Source organism: Stutzerimonas tianxiuensis (genome assembly GCF_053470365.1).
In genome coordinates this window covers 119,040-137,712 of sequence record NZ_JBPVWS010000006.1, presented here as the reverse complement: position 1 = coordinate 137,712, position 18,673 = coordinate 119,040, and the positions used below count along the sequence as shown (strand labels likewise).

At 58.7% G+C, this 18,673-nt stretch carries 22 protein-coding genes; 10 read left to right on the top strand and 12 right to left on the bottom strand.

Features of this window, described 5'->3' with window-relative positions; all coding sequences use genetic code 11:
* Position 1 precedes the first annotated feature (1 nt).
* A complete protein-coding gene (locus tag ACSSNI_RS09955) occupies positions 2-1,099 on the bottom strand; it encodes an efflux RND transporter periplasmic adaptor subunit (RefSeq protein WP_200637696.1) in 1,098 nt (365 codons plus the stop codon).
* A 95-nt stretch (positions 1,100-1,194) separates the two neighbouring features.
* Between ACSSNI_RS09955 and ACSSNI_RS09950 the strand changes: the two genes are divergently transcribed.
* Positions 1,195-1,848, top strand: a complete 654-nt coding sequence (locus ACSSNI_RS09950; protein WP_200637695.1) for a TetR/AcrR family transcriptional regulator — start codon at positions 1,195-1,197, stop codon at positions 1,846-1,848.
* Between the two features lie 83 nt (positions 1,849-1,931).
* Here the strand turns inward: ACSSNI_RS09950 and ACSSNI_RS09945 are convergent, their stop codons facing one another.
* Together ACSSNI_RS09945 and dgt are read right to left on the bottom strand one after the other, a co-directional pair.
* Positions 1,932-3,140 carry an ammonium transporter gene (locus ACSSNI_RS09945; protein WP_200637694.1) on the bottom strand — a complete coding sequence of 403 codons (1,209 nt, stop codon included), beginning with the start codon at positions 3,138-3,140 and terminating at the stop codon, positions 1,932-1,934.
* A gap of 333 nt (positions 3,141-3,473) precedes the next feature.
* Positions 3,474-4,970 carry a dGTPase gene (gene dgt, locus ACSSNI_RS09940; protein ID WP_200637693.1) on the bottom strand — a complete coding sequence of 499 codons (1,497 nt, stop codon included), beginning with the start codon at positions 4,968-4,970 and terminating at the stop codon, positions 3,474-3,476.
* Positions 4,971-5,089: 119 nt separating this feature from the next.
* Here dgt and ACSSNI_RS09935 point away from each other — a divergent pair, with 119 nt between their 5' ends.
* The 4 genes from ACSSNI_RS09935 (at position 5,090) to ACSSNI_RS09920 (ending at position 8,505) form a co-directional block, all read left to right on the top strand.
* The gene (locus tag ACSSNI_RS09935; protein WP_200637692.1) at positions 5,090-5,278 is read left to right on the top strand and encodes a hypothetical protein; all 189 of its coding nucleotides are present in this window, start codon (positions 5,090-5,092) and stop codon (positions 5,276-5,278) included.
* A 41-nt stretch (positions 5,279-5,319) separates the two neighbouring features.
* Positions 5,320-5,997 (top strand): MOSC domain-containing protein, encoded by a 678-nt coding sequence (locus ACSSNI_RS09930; RefSeq protein WP_200637691.1) that lies wholly within the window; start codon positions 5,320-5,322, stop codon positions 5,995-5,997.
* Between the two features lie 146 nt (positions 5,998-6,143).
* Positions 6,144-6,464 (top strand): DUF2025 family protein, encoded by a 321-nt coding sequence (locus tag ACSSNI_RS09925; protein ID WP_200637690.1) that lies wholly within the window; start codon positions 6,144-6,146, stop codon positions 6,462-6,464.
* Between the two features lie 118 nt (positions 6,465-6,582).
* Entirely contained in the window at positions 6,583-8,505 is a 1,923-nt protein-coding gene (locus ACSSNI_RS09920; RefSeq protein WP_200637688.1) for a HAMP domain-containing methyl-accepting chemotaxis protein, read from the top strand.
* Between the two features lie 355 nt (positions 8,506-8,860).
* Here ACSSNI_RS09920 and ACSSNI_RS09915 read toward each other — a convergent pair whose 3' ends face one another.
* On the bottom strand, positions 8,861-9,757 hold the full coding sequence (locus ACSSNI_RS09915) for an EamA family transporter (protein WP_200637686.1): 897 nt from the start codon (positions 9,755-9,757) through the stop codon (positions 8,861-8,863).
* Between the two features lie 215 nt (positions 9,758-9,972).
* Between ACSSNI_RS09915 and ACSSNI_RS09910 the strand changes: the two genes are divergently transcribed.
* Together ACSSNI_RS09910 and ACSSNI_RS09905 are read left to right on the top strand one after the other, a co-directional pair.
* Complete coding sequence (locus ACSSNI_RS09910; protein ID WP_200637684.1) at positions 9,973-10,677, top strand: YebC/PmpR family DNA-binding transcriptional regulator; 705 nt, start codon at positions 9,973-9,975, stop codon at positions 10,675-10,677.
* A 34-nt stretch (positions 10,678-10,711) separates the two neighbouring features.
* The gene (locus ACSSNI_RS09905; protein WP_148924649.1) at positions 10,712-11,056 is read left to right on the top strand and encodes a YajD family HNH nuclease; all 345 of its coding nucleotides are present in this window, start codon (positions 10,712-10,714) and stop codon (positions 11,054-11,056) included.
* A 25-nt stretch (positions 11,057-11,081) separates the two neighbouring features.
* Here ACSSNI_RS09905 and ACSSNI_RS09900 read toward each other — a convergent pair whose 3' ends face one another.
* Entirely contained in the window at positions 11,082-11,513 is a 432-nt protein-coding gene (locus ACSSNI_RS09900; protein WP_200637682.1) for a universal stress protein, read from the bottom strand.
* 122 nt (positions 11,514-11,635) lie between these two features.
* Between ACSSNI_RS09900 and ACSSNI_RS09895 the strand changes: the two genes are divergently transcribed.
* Complete coding sequence (locus ACSSNI_RS09895) at positions 11,636-12,085, top strand: group II truncated hemoglobin (RefSeq protein ID WP_200638173.1); 450 nt, start codon at positions 11,636-11,638, stop codon at positions 12,083-12,085.
* Between the two features lie 380 nt (positions 12,086-12,465).
* Here the strand turns inward: ACSSNI_RS09895 and ACSSNI_RS09890 are convergent, their stop codons facing one another.
* Positions 12,466-12,942 (bottom strand): hypothetical protein, encoded by a 477-nt coding sequence (locus ACSSNI_RS09890; protein WP_448259206.1) that lies wholly within the window; start codon positions 12,940-12,942, stop codon positions 12,466-12,468.
* A gap of 612 nt (positions 12,943-13,554) precedes the next feature.
* Here ACSSNI_RS09890 and ACSSNI_RS09885 point away from each other — a divergent pair.
* Complete coding sequence (locus ACSSNI_RS09885; protein WP_325166563.1) at positions 13,555-13,977, top strand: GNAT family N-acetyltransferase; 423 nt, start codon at positions 13,555-13,557, stop codon at positions 13,975-13,977.
* Positions 13,974-14,387 (top strand): NUDIX hydrolase, encoded by a 414-nt coding sequence (locus tag ACSSNI_RS09880; RefSeq protein WP_234484441.1) that lies wholly within the window; start codon positions 13,974-13,976, stop codon positions 14,385-14,387. Before ACSSNI_RS09885 ends, ACSSNI_RS09880 begins: the two co-directional genes overlap by 4 nt.
* Positions 14,388-14,407: 20 nt before the next feature.
* Here ACSSNI_RS09880 and ACSSNI_RS09875 read toward each other — a convergent pair whose 3' ends face one another.
* The 6 genes from ACSSNI_RS09875 to ACSSNI_RS09850 all read right to left on the bottom strand — a co-directional run bounded on the left by ACSSNI_RS09875 (position 14,408) and on the right by ACSSNI_RS09850 (position 18,670).
* On the bottom strand, positions 14,408-14,554 hold the full coding sequence (locus tag ACSSNI_RS09875) for a hypothetical protein (protein ID WP_200637680.1): 147 nt from the start codon (positions 14,552-14,554) through the stop codon (positions 14,408-14,410).
* A 145-nt stretch (positions 14,555-14,699) separates the two neighbouring features.
* Entirely contained in the window at positions 14,700-14,876 is a 177-nt protein-coding gene (locus ACSSNI_RS09870; protein ID WP_448259203.1) for a hypothetical protein, read from the bottom strand.
* 235 nt (positions 14,877-15,111) lie between these two features.
* Positions 15,112-16,110 carry an RNA polymerase sigma factor RpoS gene (gene rpoS, locus ACSSNI_RS09865; RefSeq protein ID WP_102834865.1) on the bottom strand — a complete coding sequence of 333 codons (999 nt, stop codon included), beginning with the start codon at positions 16,108-16,110 and terminating at the stop codon, positions 15,112-15,114.
* Between the two features lie 98 nt (positions 16,111-16,208).
* On the bottom strand, positions 16,209-17,051 hold the full coding sequence (locus tag ACSSNI_RS09860) for a peptidoglycan DD-metalloendopeptidase family protein (RefSeq protein WP_418952662.1): 843 nt from the start codon (positions 17,049-17,051) through the stop codon (positions 16,209-16,211).
* A 30-nt stretch (positions 17,052-17,081) separates the two neighbouring features.
* Positions 17,082-18,017: a polyprenyl-phosphate transporter gene (locus tag ACSSNI_RS09855; RefSeq protein WP_200637678.1), complete on the bottom strand. Its 936-nt coding sequence runs from the start codon at positions 18,015-18,017 to the stop codon at positions 17,082-17,084.
* A gap of 17 nt (positions 18,018-18,034) precedes the next feature.
* Positions 18,035-18,670 carry a protein-L-isoaspartate(D-aspartate) O-methyltransferase gene (locus tag ACSSNI_RS09850; protein WP_029404859.1) on the bottom strand — a complete coding sequence of 212 codons (636 nt, stop codon included), beginning with the start codon at positions 18,668-18,670 and terminating at the stop codon, positions 18,035-18,037.
* Positions 18,671-18,673: the final 3 nt, after the last annotated feature.

The window sequence follows — 18,673 nt, the reverse complement described above, 5'->3', positions numbered from 1 at the left end:
ATTACTCCTGCGCCGCCAGCTCGACCGGACGATTATCACGATCGACCGCCTTCACCGACTGGTTCTCGTGGAGCATCTGAACACCGGCGAGAACAACCCAGTCATCAGCCTGCAGCCCCTTTAGGATGGGCACAGCAGAGTCACCAAAGGCCCCCGTCTGCACGGCAACGCGCTCCAGCGTGGCGTCCTCCTTGACTCGCCAGACGTAAGCCTTGCCCTGCTCGGCTGTGACCGCTGAAAGTGGTACAGCCAAGGGCACCTCGCCATTGTTGCGTATTGAGACCAGTGCGCTCTGGCCAAGCTCGGCAGGCACCTCGGCGTCATCGAAGGCGACACGCGCAGAGTAGGTGCGCGACTGCGGGTCCGCAGCCGGCGACAGTTCGCGAATGTGACCGGCATAGGTTTTACCCGGCTGCGACCAGATTTCCACCGATACAGGCTGGCCGACCGAGTAGCGATCCAGTGCCTGTTCCGGCAGGTTGATCGCCACCTCGCGCTCGCCATCGGCAGCTAGGACGAAGGCCGTCTGGCCGGCGCCAACAACCTGCCCCACCTCAACCTGGCGCTGGGCAACCACACCGTCGTGCGTTGCGCGCAAGATGGCGTAGCCAACCTGGTTGTTGGCGACGTCGAATTCCGCTCGCGCTTGCTGCAGGCGCGCCTGGGCGGAGCGATAGGCATTTTCAGAAGAGTCGAATTGCGAGCGGCTGACCAGTTGGCGATCCATCAAGGTCTTGTAGCGCTCATGCTCGGCGCGAGCGACCCGCAGGTTGGCCTCGGCCGCCGCCACCTGAGCACGGATGCCCTCAAGCTGGAGTCGCACGTCCTGCGGGTCGAGCTTGGCCAAGGGCTGGTCCTTGCGCACCCGCTCGCCGGCCTCGACCATCCGTTCGGTGACCTTGCCGCCGATACGAAACGCCAGCTCAGGTTCGTAGCGTGCATGCACCTCACCCGGATAGCTTTCGAAGGCTTCACTGGCGGGCTGCGGCTGAACCACCATCACGGGCCGCGTAGAGAGCTGCTCGGGTTCGCCATTGCCACAACCGGCCAGCAAGGCGAAACCAAAAGCACCGAGGAAGGGCAAGGCATGTCGGAACACGTCGAATCTCTCTCTGTCGCAAGGTGGGTTCTAATACTTATACTGCGCGGTATAGTAAAAATACCGAACTCACCAGTCTAGTATTAAAAACACCCATGACCGACAGCTCACCCGCATCGTCCGGCCCAGGCCGCCCAAAGGACCCCGCCAAGCGCGAGGCAATCCTCGCGGCTGCCCAAACCCTGTTTCTCGGCAATGGCTATGAAGGCAGCAGCATGGACGCCATCGCCGCCGAAGCCGGCGTGTCGAAGCTCACGCTGTACAGCCACTTCAAGGACAAGGAGGCGCTGTTCGGCGCAGCGGTAAAGGCAACCTGCGAAACGCGTCTGCCGCGCCGGCTGTTCGTGCTGGAGGATGGGAGTGAGTTCCGCTCGGTCCTGCTAGACATTGCCCAGGCTTTTCACGAGCTGGTCATCAGCCCCGAATCCATCGGTCTGCACCGGCTGATGGTAGCCATGGCGGCGCAGAACCCGACGCTGTCGCGGATGTTCTTCGATGCAGGCCCGCAGAAGCTGCTGCTCGATCTGGAGCAGTTGCTAGACCAGGCGCACCGCCGCCAGTTGCTGGATGTGCCCGAACCGATGCGCGCCGCGGAACATTTTTGTTCGTTGATCAAAGGCGCCGCACACTTCCGTCTGCTGATCGGCTATGCCGAGCGACTGGACGCCGAAGACGGCAAGCGGCATGTCGAGGATTGCGTTGGCCTGTTCATGCGCGCTTATGCGGACCAGCCCCGTACGGTCGACTGAAGCAGCAGCCTGTGTCCCGCAGCGGAAAACAAGCCCTGCTTCTCAGGAACAGCCAGCCGCGTCGGCGGCCAGCATGAGTGCCCTTAATCGTGGCTCAGGGCACCGATCCGGTGAATAGACAGGTCCGCACCATTGAACTCATCTTCCTGACTCAGGCGGATGCCGACCGCTGCCTTTAGCACGCCATAGACGAGAAAGCCGCCAACCAGCGCAACCAGCACACCGACGCCTGTGCCGATCACCTGGCTGATGATGCTGATGCCGCCCAGCCCACCCAACGCGTGCTGACCAAAGATTCCACAAGCCAGCCCGCCCCAGACGCCGCAGAGGCCGTGTAATGGCCAGACACCGAGCACATCGTCGATCTTCCATTTGGCCTGCGCCGCAGTGAATGCCCAGACAAACAGGGCGCCAGCCACTATGCCCGTAGCCAGCGCACCGACTGGGTGCATCAGATCTGATCCTGCACAGACTGCTACCAGCCCAGCCAAGGGCCCGTTATGCAGAAAGCCCGGGTCGTTGCGGCCGACCGCCCATGCCGCCGCGGTTCCTCCAACCATCGCCATCAGCGAGTTGATCGCCACCAGCCCGCTGACGCCCCCAAGGGTCTGGGCGCTCATCACGTTGAAGCCGAACCAGCCGACGATGAGAATCCACGATCCCAGCGCAAGAAACGGAATGTTCGAGGGCGCGAAGGCCACCAAACGGCCGTCACGGTATCGACCATTACGGCGGCCGAGCAGGATCACTGCGCCGAACGCCAGCCAGCCACCCATACCGTGCACCACTACCGAACCGGCGAAATCGTGGAACGGCGCACCAAACTGCGCTTCCAGCCAAGCCTGAACGCCAAAGTTGCCGTTCCACATCATCCCTTCAAAAAACGGATAGATGAACGCAACGATCAACAAGGTGGCGCAGAGCTGTGGCCCGAATTTGGCGCGCTCGGCGATGCCGCCGGAGATGATCGCGGGTATTGCAGCGGCGAATGTCAGCAGGAAGAAGAACTTGACCAATGAATAGCCATTCTCGGCGATCAGCTGGTCGGCCGGCTGCAGAAAGGTCACGCCATACGCAACCCAGTAGCCGATGAAGAAATACGCCAATGTCGAGACGGCAAAATCGGCGATGATTTTCGACAGCGCATTGACCTGATTTTTCAGGCGTACGGTGCCGACCTCCAGAAAGGCAAAACCGGCATGCATTGCCAGGACCATCACCGCGCCCATCAGGATGAACAGGGTGTTGGCACCGTGAATCAGCACTTCTACCGCACTGCTTGGGTTATCCATCTACTACGTCCTATGGTAAGCGCACCAAAACAGCAAACCGCCCCCGTTGCACGCACCAACATGCATCACGGGTAAGCGGGGGTTTGCTATGAACTGTTGCGGCGGACTTGCAGGATTTTCATCCCCGACAAACCAAAGCGTTAATTTTCAAACACTTAGGGTTAATCCCGCCTGGCTCAGCGGCAGATCGTTGCGCCATTTAGGGGCCACGTTCCAGCCGCACGCACCAGACAAATGCAAGTGGTGTACCAACGAAACGGCGGCGCGAGCGATTTTAGCGCAGCGGATGTCCGTCGGAGCTGGCGAGCCAGGCGAGGACGACAGCCATCGAGGTTACAAAGCAGAGAGCGTGCGGTATTCGTCCTGCGCCAGCTGATCGGTCAGACCGCTGACGAAGTCCTGAAGCATGCGGCAGCGGTAGTAGAACTCCCACAACGCCTGGTCTTCACTTCCCTGAGGATGCGCTTTCAGCGACTCGTGATAGGCCTTGATCAGCTGACTGGGCAGGCGCCGGGCAAGCATTTGCAGGTGCGGCTCGCTACGGCAACCGCCTTCCGTCAATGCCCGGAAGGTCTCCGGAGCGACGGCCAGCAGCGGCGCGTAGGCGTCCAGCAGCCCCTGGAGAATTCGGTAGCCCTGCAACTGCAAGGTTTCAACTTCGCGGTGACAGAACACGTGATCCATCGCGACATCCTTGAAGGTCTGCACAATGGCGTTTGGCAGACTTGCGTCTTCCAGCAGCGCGCGGTCCAGCGTGCCGTCGTAGACCACTTCGATATGCTCGATAAATTGCTGCGCGGCGTGCTGCACCAGCGGGTGGACCATATTCACCCGCAGCCAGATGAAGAATTCGCCAACCTTGTTGATCGTCTCTTTGACAGCACGCGCCTGGGCGTACTCGACCATGCTGCGAAAGCTGCGGCCGGTATTCGCGATCGGCTCGTCGGGCGAGCCGTGCTCGGTGAACTTGTCGATCAGCAGCTGTGACAACTGCTCAATGGTGAAGATGCCCTTCTCCACCGAGTCTTCGATATCGGCAAGGCAATAGGCGATATCATCGGCCGCCTCCATGATGTAGGCGACCGGGTGACGCGTGCCTGGTTGCAGCCCCAACGCGGCCTGCAGATCGTCGACAAAAAATTCCTCTGAAAGGTAGAAGCCTGGCTTCTTCAACAGATAGGCGCCGGGTGTTCCCTTGGCCGGCTTGGGCGCATAAGCGGCGCGCACGTATTTCAACAGGCCCGCCGTCTGTGTGTAGGTCAGGTTAAGCCGAAGCAGGCTGACGACTAAGCGAATCGCCTGAGCGTTGCCTTCGAACTGTTCGAGGTCGATCAGCATACGACTGCGCAATTCGCTATTGCCTTCACCGTTGGGGACAGCGGCGTCGAACAGCGTGCTCAGATTCCGCTTGAACCACTCGCCAATGGCAAACTCGCCAAAGTGCCCAAACGGTGGGTTGCCGATGTCGTGCATCAGGCACGTCATTTCAACGAGGCTTTCCAGCGCACCTTCCAACCCATCCAGGCCGTATTGCGTCGCCCGCTCACCGAGCTGTTTATACAGGGTGCGCACAATGAAGCGACCCGTCTGCTGGACTTCAAGTGAGTGGGTCAAACGGCTGCGCACCGCTGCGTTGCGCTCCAGCGGGAAGACCTGAGTCTTCTGCTGTAAACGCCGCACAGCGGCGGAGTTGATAATGCGACCGCGGTCGCTCTCAAGCTGGTCGATGACCAATGACAGATCACCTTCGGAGGCTTTGAGACCCGGTTCGACGCGCCCATAAGGCCGCTGACGGGAAATCTTGTCCTTGAAGTTCACAGACCGCGGCATGATTCGAACTCGTTAAACGACGGAATCGCGAGCCTAGCGCGGCCCAGCGGCTTTACCAAGCGATCAGGCGCCAACTGCGCTTGTCGTTTAGAATCGCCCGCTCAGCTTGAGGAGCAGACATGGGCCGATCGGAGTTTCATCAGCAACACGCCGAACGAGCGACCGCCGAAGCGCGACGGCTACTTGAACAACGGCAAGCCTTGGGCGCACGCTGGCTGGGCTGGGTGGCCACCGAGCTTTATCACCTCAAGCCGCCAGAGTTCGCCGCCATGGTGCGCCGCGAGCTGGCCCGTCTCAATGAAGGCTGAAGCCAGCCCCATAGCTCACCTGTCCAGATCAGGGCGCCCTCATGCAATGGCCGGTTGAAGGTCCCTTCCTACGCGACCAGCTGCTGCGACTGCCGGGTACAGAGAAGCCTTCAGCCATCGACAAGCAGCTGGCGATGGGCGAAGTCTGGCTCAATCTCAACGGGCTACAGGGCGACCGTGTCGCCGATCACCGTTTCCATGGCGGGCCGGATCGCAGCGTTTGCCACTATCCGGCCGAGCACTACTCTCACTGGCGCAAGCTTTATCCGCAGCTGTCGGCCATTGGTCCCGCCGCGTTTGGCGAAAATCTCTCCACGCTGGGCCTGGATGAACGACAGGTATGCATCGGGGATCGCTTTCGCTGGGGCGATGCCGTGATCGAAGTAAGCCAGCCCCGCTCGCCTTGTAGCAACCTGGACCGGCGACACAGCGCCCGTGGCCTCGCCCGCCATATGGCCAAAAGTGGCCGAACCGGATGGCTGTACCGAACCCTTGAACCCGGCGCTATCGAACTCGGCGCGGATCTGCACTTGATTGAGCACCCGTGGCCGACCGCCAGCGTGCTTCGCGTCTGGCGCGGCTTCGTCAATGACGACGTCAACGACATCGAACTCGCCTGGCTGGCCAATCTGTCACCGCTGGCAAGTGAATACCGCACGCGCTTTCGTCAACGGCTGGACAGCAGGCGACGGCAACAGGATCAGGCGGCGTTGTTCTGACAAGGGCAAGCGGCGTCATGCCGCTGTTCAGACGCAACGCCGACCACGACAATACGCGTCAATCAAAGCGACCTCATAAGAAGGTCGCCAGCAGCATCGAACGCCTGCCCTGCGTGTAAACCACCCGAATCGATACCGAGGTTTACATGAGCATTACATCCTTCGACATCTGCCGGGCCGCCGACTGCCTGCAAGGTTTTGTGGGTTTCAACGGCAAAACCGGCCAGCACATCGTTCGGTTCAGCGAAGACTCGTTCGGCATGGATGTCGCCGACAGCAGCATCACACCGGCGAGCGAATTTGTCTGGCAAATCATCGATAACCAGCTGATGACGCTCAAACGTGAGCTGATTCAGCTGCTCCTCGACCAGAACATCAATGACCGGCTAGCCATCACCGAGCCGTTACTTGCCTACATGCGCCGAAATGATTTGCCTGAGATCCAGGCACAGCGTGTCAGACAATGACAAGCGCCGTTTGACTATAAATCAGCCAGTCATCAGACAACATCCTCAAGTTATGGCGGTTTAAGCCGATGTCGTTGTACGACCATTACCATCGGCTCTGCCAGCTTGAGGAACAACAATGAAAAATCTCAAAGTCAGCTACAAGCTGACGCTTGGCTTCGCTGCGGTACTGCTGCTCACCGTCTGCGTGGCCGCTATCGGCGTGCTCAGCATGGATGCTCTGATCTCAAGGAGCGATAAAGCGCAGACCGCAGAAAACCTACTCAACGAAGCCAACCAGATCCGCTATGCACAGGTGCGCTTCGAAGAGCGCGGCGATGAGAAATACGTTGCCCAGGTAACCGATGCGGTAGCGAACATTGCTCGACTGGTCGAACAGAAAAAAGCCAGCTTCTCGGAACCGCAGGACCGGGAGTTGCTGCAAACCATCGCCAATCAGGCGCGAGAGTACCAGGCCGCATTCGAAAAGCTCGTCGCAATGCATGCACTGAAAAAGCAGACACGCGCCAACTGGGTTGAAGCAGGCAATACCACTGACAAACTGATAGCCAACCTGGAGCAGCGCTGGAACGGCGTTCAAGGCAACCCGGTCTTACACCCGACCGGAGACATTGCCAATATCGCGCTGATGACGACTGAGCTCTCCAAGCAGAATCGACTGCTGCGCTTCACCGTCCGCGGATATCTGATGGAAGAATCCGAAGCCGCCCTGAACACCCTGAACCAGCAGTTTGAAGCGTTGAACGCAGCCATTGCACCGCTGGAGCAAGAGCTGATCGGTCCCCAAGCCGAAAGCCTGAAAACCCTTAAGGCCAGCGCGACCGAGTACGTCGACCTGGTGAAGAAACTGCCGCCCATCGTTGCCAGTCAGCAACAGACGCGCCAGGACATGGAGGCCATTTTCGCGAAACTCTACGAGGAGGCCAGGGGCATCATCTCCAGCCAGACCCAGAAGCGTGCCGATGATGCTCAAACCAAGAAAATTCAGGTCATCGGCATTACCTTCGCGGCGATCCTTCTGGGCGCTCTGATCGGCTGGCTAATCGTCCGTCAGATAACGCAGCCCCTCAACCAGGCAGTGCAGATAGCCGAGCGCATCGGTGCCGGGGACATGACCGGTCAGCCTCCGGAGCCACGCCATGACGAGTTCGGCCAACTGCTCCAGGCGCTGGGCAAGACGCGCGGCAGCCTGCAGGCGCTGATCGGAAGTATCGGTGGTATCACTGCACAGCTGGCCAGCGCCTCCGATGAGCTTTCCGCGGTGACCGAGCAGACTAGCGCTGGTGTCAGCAGCCAGCGTCAGGAAACCGATCAGGTCGCGACGGCCATGCATGAGATGACCGCGACGGTGCAAGAAGTCGCACGCAATGCCGAAGAGGCCTCGAGCGCCGCCCAACGTGCCGATCAGCAAGCCGTCAAAGGCAACATGGTTGTCCAGCGCGCCCTTTCGCAGATTGACCGACTCTCGAATGAGGTCACGCTATCGGCCGAGGCCATGACCCAGCTGAACCAGGAAACCGACGGCATCAGCACGGTGCTGACCGTCATCAATGGCATTGCCGAGCAAACCAACCTGCTTGCCCTTAACGCTGCCATTGAGGCCGCACGGGCGGGTGAAGCCGGGCGCGGGTTCGCCGTGGTAGCCGACGAGGTGCGCGGCCTGGCCCAGCGCACACAGCAGTCCACTGCGCAAATTGAAGCCCTGATCGCTACCCTGCAGAAAGGCGCCCGCACCGCATCTGGAATGATGGACAGCAGCAGCACTCTGGCCCGCGATACCGTCACCCTCGCAAGAGAAGTGGGCACCGAGCTGCAAGCCATTACCGAAACCGTTTCGATCATTCAGGCGATGAACCAGCAGATCGCTACGGCAGCTGAACAACAGAGCTCGGTTGCTGAGGAAATCAATCGCAGCGTGCTCAGCGTTCGCGACGTTGCTGACCAATCCGCTGAGGCGGCCCGGGAAACGGCTGCGTCCACCGCCCGGCTTGCGCAGTTGGGCAGTGAACTGCAAACGATGATCGGGCGGTTCAAGGTATGAGATTCGGCCCATCGCCACGGTAAAATCCGTCGCTATCCAATCCTGCCCGTCAGGCGTAGTCTCGGCTCCATTCATCTTTGATCTTTACGCTCACGCCAAGGTGCACTGGCCCAGAGCAGACCCACGCAGGGATGCACAACCAAGCCGATCAATCGCGAGGCGACACCATGAGCAAGGGTATGGATACAAAGAAGAACGCAAAGAAGAAACCCCAGAAGACGGCGCAGGAGAAGCGCACGGCCAAAAGGGAAAAAGCTAACGGCATTACACCACTACTGGGCAGTCACGCCGCTCGGTAACGCCATATAGGTAGAAGCGCGCCCCGCACGGCATGCCGTCGCGGGGCGTTTTGCTGTCAGGCTGTCGAGCTACCAAAGGCAGTGCGCACTCGGCTGACCACCCAGCCTCCGCCTACATTGATCCCCAGCCCCAGCATGACCAGCAATGCACCGGCCGCCTGCAACAGGCCCAGATGCTCATCTAGCAGTGCGGCAGCAGAGGTCAGGCCGACGACGGGCACCAACAGTGAGAAAGGCGCAACGGTATTCGCCGGATAGCGGGACAGCAGTCTGCTCCAGAGCCCGTAGCCAAGAATCGTCGCACCGAAGGCCAGGTAGATCAGCACCAGCGCCGAATCCATCCCGAACCCGCCCAGCGCGCCCTTGATCGCTTCCGGCCCCTCCAGCACCCAAGACAGGGCGAAGAACGGAATGGGTGGGATCAGACTGCCCCATACCACCAGCCCAACCAGATTCACCTTGCCCACCTTGCGGGTGACGATATTGCCCATTGCCCACATCGAGGCTGCGCAGATGGTCAGCAGGAAACCGGCCAGTGTCATGCTGCGATCGCCTTGCATGCCAATCAGCAGTAATCCACCAGCGGCAATCACCAACCCGACCAGATTGCTTGCACGGAGCCGTTCGCCAAGAAACAGAACGGCAAAGAACAGCGTGAAAAATGCCTGCGACTGCAAAACCAGGGAGGCCAGGCCAGCAGGCATGCCGACCTTCATCGCGGAGAATAGAAAAGCGAACTGACCGAGCGATATGGTCCCGCCGTATGCCAGTAGCCAGCGCAGCGGCATTTGTGGCCGTTTGATAAACAGCACCGCCGGAAACGCAGCGAGCATGAAACGCAGTGCGCCCAGCAGCATCGGCGGGATGTCATCCAGGCCGACCTTGATTACGACGAAGTTCATGCCCCAGACAACGATCACAACCAGGGCCAGCATCAGGTCCTTTGGCGACATGGCACAGTTCCCCAGATAAAAACGCATTAAAGCCGCGTGTGTCGATCGCGTACTCATACAGCAGGCAGGCAATTGGGCGTTACAGTCGACAGGCAGAAGCGCCATACGTCCTGCCGCATCGCTGGAGTTGCGCGCGGCCCGTGCCTGCTGCCGCCGCAACGGCTAGAATCGCCGTCAGTCGATCTCCATCAACTTCACCAATCACGAGAACATTCATGGGCGCACAGTGGAAAGCGAAACATAAGGAAGCGGCAGCCAACGCCAAGGGACGCACCTTCGGCAAACTGTCCAAGGAAATCATGATCGCGGCCCGCAGCGGCGCTGACCCGGACATGAATCCTCGCTTGCGCCTGGTAGTCGAGCAGGCCAAGAAGGCCTCGATGCCCCGTGAGACCCTGGAACGCGCGATCAAGAAAGGTGCGGGCTTGCTTGGGGAGAGCGTCAACTATGAGCGCACCACCTATGAAGGCTTCGCCCCTAATCAGGTCCCGGTGATCGTCGAATGCCTGACCGACAACGTTAACCGCACTGTGGCCGAGATCCGCGTGCTGTTTCGCAAGGGCCAGCTCGGCGCCTCCGGCTCGGTCGCCTGGGATTTCGATCACTGCGGCATGATCGAAGCAGCGCCGGCTAGCGCCGATGCCGATGCTGAACTGGCCGCCATCGAAGCGGGCGCCCAAGATTTCGAAGCCGCTGAAGACGGTGCCACACTGTTCATCAGCGATGCCACCGACATGGACGTGGTCTGCCGGGCTCTGCCGGAGCATGGCTTCACTGTCCAGTCGGCACAGCTCGGCTACCGTCCGAAGAATCCCGTCACGACGCTGTCCGAGGCCGAACTGGAAGAAGTCGAAGCCTTTCTCAGCGCCATCGACGCCCATGATGATGTACAGAATGTCTATGTCGGCCTGGCCGGCTAACAAACACTGCAACCGTTGAGCTAGAGGCACAGCGATGAGTACAAACAAACCCAATACGCCCTACGCACAGCGCGAGCAGGGTTATCGTGAGAAGGCCCTGAAGATGTACCCCTGGGTCTGCGGACGTTGCGCAAGGGAGTTCTCAGGCAAGCGCCTGAGCGAGCTGACGGTCCATCACAAGGACCACAACCACGACAACAACCCGGAAGACGGCTCGAACTGGGAGTTGCTCTGCCTGTACTGCCACGACAACGAGCACTCGCGTTACACCGACAATCAGTACTACGCCGAGTCGAAACCAGGCGGTGACCTAGGTCCGAAGGAAACCTTTAAGGCCTTCGCCAACCTGGGCGATCTTCTCAAGAAAAAACCGGACTGAGTCCAGCCCGGTATTGCGGCGCCGGTTACTTCACCAGCAGGACCGGCACCGATACTTCATGCACGACCCGATTGGCGACCGAGCCCATCAGCATGCCGGTAAAGCTACCCAGACCGCGGGTTCCCATTACCACCGTGTCACAGCCGAAGCGCTGCACCGCATCATTAACCTGCTCAGCCACGTTACCCAAAATTGCGTGAGTCTGGTGTGGAATCCCGGCCGTCTGCAGCGCTGTAGCGGCATCTGCAAGAGTACGGTTCGATTTGTCGATAAAGCTCTGGTTCAGCTCATCAACCGTACCCGCGGTAACGAATTCGCCGTAGAGCACCGGCTCCTGCTGTACGTTCAGCACATGCACCTGCGGCGGCTTAGGCACATCGGCGGCAAAATCGATGATGTATTGCAATGCCCGCTTGGCATTGTCCGAACCGTCATAAGCGAGAAGAATGTTGCGCATAGCGAGTCTCCAACCGGATTTGACGACAGCATAGACCATCATCCAAGCGCGCTTGAGTGCCAAAACCGCATCCGTTGCTCTGGATCAATCTCCCCGGCCCGCTGCCATTTCGAGGGCTTAACATAAGTACTACAACTGACGTTCCGTTTGGTACGGGCGATGCTTCATTCCAGGCAGCCGGTGGCGAGTCTGGCTTGGCTCGCCTGGTCGAAGACTTCTACCTGATCATGGACGAACTCGAAGACGCTCGCTGCGTCCGCCACCTGTACCCATGCGATCTGGCCGAGTCACGCAAGAGGCTGGCTGCGTTTCTTTGCGGCTGGCTGGGCGGCCCACGTCGCTACGCGGAACACTACGGCAGCATCAGCATTCCGCAGTTCCACACTCGCTGGACAGTGGGCGAAGCCGAGCGCGATGCCTGGCTTAAATGCATGGAGCTGGCGATTGCCAGGCAGGGATATACCGATGCGTTTGCTGACTACTTGTTGATTCAGCTGCGAGTCCCTGCAGAACGGATTCTTCAGGCAGGCCGGCGGGCATGCCCCGGACAGTTAACCACAACTGTGATCTAGCTCGGTCAGCTACGAGGCCGAGTCTCTGGCGCCTCGCCGCGTCAATCCTGCGTAGTCGACACTGGCTAGGTCACGCTGAGCGACGCGGCCAACGTGATTAGAGAAGATCGGTTGCCTCGGTGGAGCAACAAAGCAGTCGGTGATGCGGAAGGATTTCTAGGGAAGCGGCATCGAGATTGTCCGATTCCCGGCGTCATCTTTGGATAGCTAGATTAACCGGTCTGCGAAGTACTTGTTGCCGCGTTCAAGCGGACCGGCAAGACTCTTATTCGCCCAGCAATCGGGTCTCTTTATCCATGAAGCAAGCCTGCACGGATTAATCTTTTTTAGCTCGACATAAAGAGCAAGTGCGATGCGGTTAAACATCGCACTCGTAGGCCTCAGTAGTTGTAGCCGATACCGACGCTGTAAAAGAACGCACCGTCATCGTAACGATCCCGCGCATCGCTTCCACTTTTGAAGAGGAATTGATACTCGGCCATAGCAGTGATGAACGTCTTGTCCTGTACCCAGTATTTGATACCGACTTCCGGACCGCCCATGAAGGTCTCATCAACCTCCTCGCCGTAAATCCCGCCCACACTCACCCCGATGAAGGGACGGGTGTTGCCGCTACCGAAGTGATAGTCGTAGAACACACGGGTGGAACCGTCGAACTGCACGCTTTCCCCTTCTGAATCCCGAGCATTCACGGTTTGCCGTACGCCCCACATGGAGGACTCGTCCAGGTATGTACCCCAACTACCCTGTAGGGAGAACACTGTATCGTCGAAGTCCTTATCGCTGCTGCCCGCACCACCCAAGGTTACTTCGCGATCACCTGCCACTGGAGCGGCAACTGCAATAGCGGGAAGCATGGCGGCGACCAGGAGGGTAGTTTTGAAAAGTCTGTTCATGACAACACCTCTTGTTGTTGCTAACTATGGCGGAATACGCAACTTATTTGATGCGCACTGTTAATGACAGGAACGCGCCGAGACTGTTCATTTTATTTTAGGTATACATCGTAAATCGTTGGATTTAATGATTTTTTTAATTAACGAACCAGCCAGATAAACACTATTTTTTAGTATTAAACAAACGAAACGGCAAACTAGCGAAACGGCGTTACGACGTTACGGCCAATACGGCCGCCATAGCAAAGAGCTCCAATCACATGTTTATTCTTGCCCCCAACAGCACAGCATTGGTGAAGCGCTTTGCCAGTTGCGCTAGATAGCAGCGGGACGAGTCAGATAGGTCTGGATCGAACGACTTCACTTGGCATAGTCGGTCGTGCCTGCCCTGCTTCCTTCGCACAGGCAGGCAGAGACCAACAAGCTGTCCACTTGATCGCCGCTTTAGAGCCGCGACCCGCCTGTTGGCCTAGAACCCAGCACCCAAAACGATGCTATTGGTGCCCAACTCAGCTGGCCCGTTGACGAGATAAACATCGGTTAATATCCGTCAGCACAGATGGAGAACTGTTAATGGAAGCCGTTCAGCTGCGTCAGCTGCCCGGTGAATGCCGAGCCTTACTCAACAAGTTTTACCGAGCCCATCGCAGCCATATGCGAGCGCCGGCTGGCGCCTGCTATTGGGTCGCCGAACACTCGGACATTCTTGCCGGCCTATGCCTTTCAGACATAGTCCACGGGCAATGGCTTACCGGCTTGCTGGTCACTCCGAACCACCGCGGCCAGGGGCTGGGAAGGCGTCTGGTTGCGCAGGCACTGGCTGGCTGCGATGGGCCTGTGTGGCTGTTTTGCGAACCGAGGACGGTTCCTTTCTATGAACCACTGGGCTTCGCTGAGGCCATTGTATTGCCAGAGGCGCTCGCCTCCCGCTTGCAGCGGTACAACCGACACAAAAACCTCGTGGCGCTATGTCACGAAAACGAGAGCACCCGATGACTTTCACCACTCTCAGAATCGCCACGGCCTGCCTGCTTGATGAAGCGGGACGCGTCCTGACTGTCCGCAAGCGCGGCACCCAGGCGTTCATGTTGCCAGGTGGCAAAATCGAAGCAGGCGAAACGCCTCAGCAAGCAGTTGAGAGGGAGTTGCTCGAAGAACTGGGCCTCTGGATAGACCCGTCGTTGCTAGACTCACTTGGCCATTTCCAGTCAAGGGCAGCCAACGAGCCGGATCATTGGGTGGAAGCCGACGTCTACTTCACACGCCTGGAAAGCGCGGTAAAGGCACAGGCGGAAATAGACGCGCTGAAATGGCTGGATCTAAATGCAGAGCGCCAGGAACACCTAGCGCCCTTACTGCGAGAGCAGGTACTTCCCGCCTTGCGCCAAAGGCTGCTTACAGACTAACGGAGGGCGCCGGCCAGCCACTACGGAGATATGGGGTCACTCGCAGGGAAAGTCTCTTCGAGCGCCTCATCCAGCTGATCTTCATCAGCCTCATCGGGATTACGTTTAACCGGATCTTCTTCATCCCGCCCAGGCTGGGCCGGTTGATTGCGTTCGTTGCCGTTCATGGTTTGCTCCTCTGAATAGGTTATGGCTGTTAGGCCGTCTACCCATGCAGTGGTTCGCGCACCGCCCCAACAAAATGCCAGGCAAAAAAAAGGGGCGGGGGTTAACCCCCGCCCGCCTCCTTCCCTACTTCCTTTTTTTTCCTACTCATCGTCCTGATGAAACCGCTTCCAGCGGTTGATCCTGCTCGACATCCATGCCGGCTGTGCTTGTCCCTGAACACAGTTGCAATATTAGAGCTTTGCGCGACAACGGCAACTGTGGAAAATGCATGATGGCAACGATGCCATCATTCAACAAAATTAAATTTCCCAATAAAAACATAGTGTTATCAATAAATTTTTCTCCCTATAGCGATCCACTCGGCCGGCCTGGCAGGCTTGGCTTACAAAGCTTGTAAGCAAATACCTACACAACGGATCGCCTATGGGGAAATCATTAGCAACGGAGCTAATGCTGCCCTCTTTTCATAACAGCCGGACAAGGTACCGCGACAGACTATGACGGGAAGAGCGACGTGCTCCTTACCTAGCAGGTAAGGAGCAGAGAACAAAAGGGTCTAGCGGAATAGCGACTCACTGGAGAGTCCGTTGCGCTCCAGAATCTCACGCAGGCGCTTGAGTGCTTCGACCTGGATCTGCCGAACCCGCTCACGCGTTAAGCCAATTTCCTGGCCAACCTCCTCCAGCGTGCAGCTTTCATGGCCCCGCAGACCAAAGCGTCGAATAACCACTTCCCGCTGTTTCTCGGTCAAGTCGGAAAGCCATTGATCAATGCTCTCGGATAGATCGTCGTCAAGCAAAAGCTCGCACGGATCGCTCGGCCGGTCATCCGTCAGAGTATCCAGCAGCGTCTTGTCAGTATCAGGGCCTAGCGAGACATCAACAGAGGTCACCCGCTCGTTCAGCCCCAGCATACGCTTGACCTCAGCAACCGGCTTTTCGAGCAGGTTGGCGATCTCTTCCGGGCTGGGCTCGTGATCGAGTTTCTGAGTGAGCTCGCGTGCGGCACGCAGGTACACGTTCAGCTCCTTGACCACATGAATCGGCAAACGAATGGTCCGAGTCTGATTCATGATCGCCCGCTCGATCGTCTGCCTGATCCACCAGGTGGCGTAGGTCGAGAAGCGGAAACCACGCTCTGGATCGAACTTCTCAACCGCGCGAATTAGACCGAGATTGCCTTCCTCCACCAGATCCAGCAAGGACAGACCGCGATTGACGTAGCGCCGCGCGATCTTCACGACCAGCCGCAGATTACTCTCGATCATGCGCTTGCGCCCCGCCGGATCGCCCTTCTGTGCAAGACGCGCGAAGTGCACTTCCTGCTCGGGCGTCAGCAGTGGGGAAAAACCGATTTCGTTGAGGTAAAGCTGGGTGGCGTCGAGCGCGCGAGTGTAATCGATGAATTTGTGTTGCTTGACCGTTGCGGTCTTGGACTTGGTGCCACCTGAACCGACTCGGGAGATCTCGGCATCCGGATCTACATTCAGAGACGGTTCCATGAGTAGAACAGCATCGTCTACGTCAAACTCCGGCACTTCTTTTTTGAGAGCCATTATTGTTTTCCTGTTCTGAGTTCGACAACAGGCTTGGGCGGCACGCGTTCCCTGGCATCGCTCAAGCCCCTCCTAGGGCCGGAACAGGTTGAATCAAATCATCGCTTTGGCAGGTATTGCAGCGGATCTACAGGCTTGCCTTGGCGGCGAATCTCAAAGTGCAGTTTCACCCGGTCGGTTCCAGTCGATCCCATCTCGGCAATGGTCTGCCCAGCTTTGACTTGTTGACCCTCCTGAACCAGCAGCCTGCGGTTATGGCCGTAGGCACTTACATAGGTATCGCTGTGCTTGATGATCACAAGTTCGCCGTAACCCCGTAAACCACTGCCGGCGTACACAACAGCCCCATCAGAAGCAGCTAAAACAGGCTGTCCTAATTCCCCGGCGATATCAATGCCTTTATTCAAACTTCCGTTTGAGGAAAATCGACCGATCACAACTCCCCCTGCAGGCCAGGCCCAACCGCTTGCAGACCGGGTCACTGCCTTGATAGGAGTAATCGGCGCGGCAGGTCTGGCCGCCGGTGCGCTGGGGCGCGTCAAAGGAGGCGGCGTTGGCACCGGGTTGGTGACAATGGTTGGCGTGCGGGGGACAGGAGGCGGGGTTTTGGTTTCCGGACGAGCGGCAACGGCACGGGGCGCCTGGCCACTGAAGCGAATCGTCTGACCCGGATAGATGACATGCGGCGGACGGATATTGTTCACCCGTGCCAGGTCGCGCCAATCCCAGCCAAAGCGGAAAGCAATCGACCAAAGTGAGTCGCCGCGCTGAACCGTGTAATGGCCGCTGGTGACACGGTCCCGGTTATTGCGATCAACAACGCTCACGCCGCCTGAAGGCGAGCTGGCGCACCCGGCCAATAACGAACCCGCCAACAAGGCGACAAGCGCGCAACGGAATGAGGAACTGCGTATCCACCGCGTGCTGGCTGTGAGCTTCAATACCCGCTCCCTAAGATCGACAAAGTCGGTTCAGACGCTTTGCGCGACTGGCTGGTGACGTCCGGCAAACCACTCCAACCCAAGCACCAGGGCGATACCGGCTACCGCGAGCAAGATCGCCAGCAAAAGCTGCGGATCCTGCCCGGTCAGATCGCCATAGGCGCCCGGCAGGAGGTTCTGCTCCAGCAGCGGCACTTGTTCACCGTGCGAGTTGGTGCGCCAGGTGAGCGTTTCTTTCCATGGCCAAACCTTGTTCAGCGAACCAAGCATCAGTCCGGTAAGAAACGCCAGAGTGAGGTCGCGCCAGCGGCGCAGGACCCAGCTCAGGACACGTGCAAAGCTCAACAAGCCGACTAGGCAACCGGCGGCAAAGGTCAACATGACACCCAGATCCAAGGCTTTGACTGCGCCTAGAACCACGGGGTAAAGGCCGAGCAGCACCAGAATGAAGCTGCCGGATATACCCGGCAGGATCATGGCGCAGATGGCGATGGCGCCAGCAAAAAACAGGCTGACGCTGCTGGTACTCCACTGCATGGGCGCGGCAACAGTAATCCAGTAGGCAAAACCGACGCCAAGACACAAACTGACCAACCGCGACAGGTTGCGACGCTGGATTTCCTTGCTGACTAAATGCACGGAAACCAGAATCAGACCAAAGAAGAAAGACCACACCGGAATCGGATGCTGCTCGAGCAGATAGGTAATCAATTTCGCCAGGCTGAGCACACTGGTCAGAATGCCGGCGAACAGCACCAGTAGAAAGCTAGCGTTGGCGATGCGCCATGCTTCGGCGATGCGCCCCTTCAACAAAGCCGGGATGGCGTTTGGCACCGCACCGATGGAGCGCAGCAATTCATCGTAGATTCCGGTTATGAATGCCACGGTTCCGCCCGAGACGCCGGGCACCACATCAGCCGCACCCATCGCCATGCCTTTGGCGTACAACAGCAACGCGTTTTTCATGCTTTCATCCGCTGTGATCAAACTACAGGTCCATTGAGCAGCGGCACGAAGCGCACGGTATCCAGCAAATGGCGGGAAAAACCGTCTTCCTCTCGAATGATCAGCATCAATTGCTGGACTTCGCCAACCCCGACCGGAATCACCAGCCGTCCGCCGGGGGCCAGTTGATCGAGCAGAGCCTGGGGCACGTCGGCTGCCGCCGCGGTAACGATGATGCCGTTGTAAGGAGCCAGCGCAGGCCAGCCCTCCCAGCCATCACCCCAGCGAAAGACCACATTGCGCAACTTGAGTTCGACCAGGCGCTCTTTGGCGCGATCCTGCAGAGCCTGAATACGCTCGACGGAGAACACCCGCTCCACCAGCTGCGCCAATACCGCTGTCTGGTAGCCGGAACCCGTGCCTATCTCCAGCACCTTGTCCAATGGGCCGTCAGCCAACAGCAGTTCACTCATACGCGCCACCATGAAGGGCTGCGAGATGGTCTGGTTATGGCCGATAGGCAGCGCGGTGTCTTCGTAGGCGCGGTGAGACAGTGCTTCATCAACGAACAGGTGGCGCGGCGTGCGCCGAATCACCTCAAGCACGCGAGGGTCTGACAACCCTTCCTCGTAGAGCCGCTGAATCAGTCGGTCACGAGTGCGTTGCGAGGTCATCCC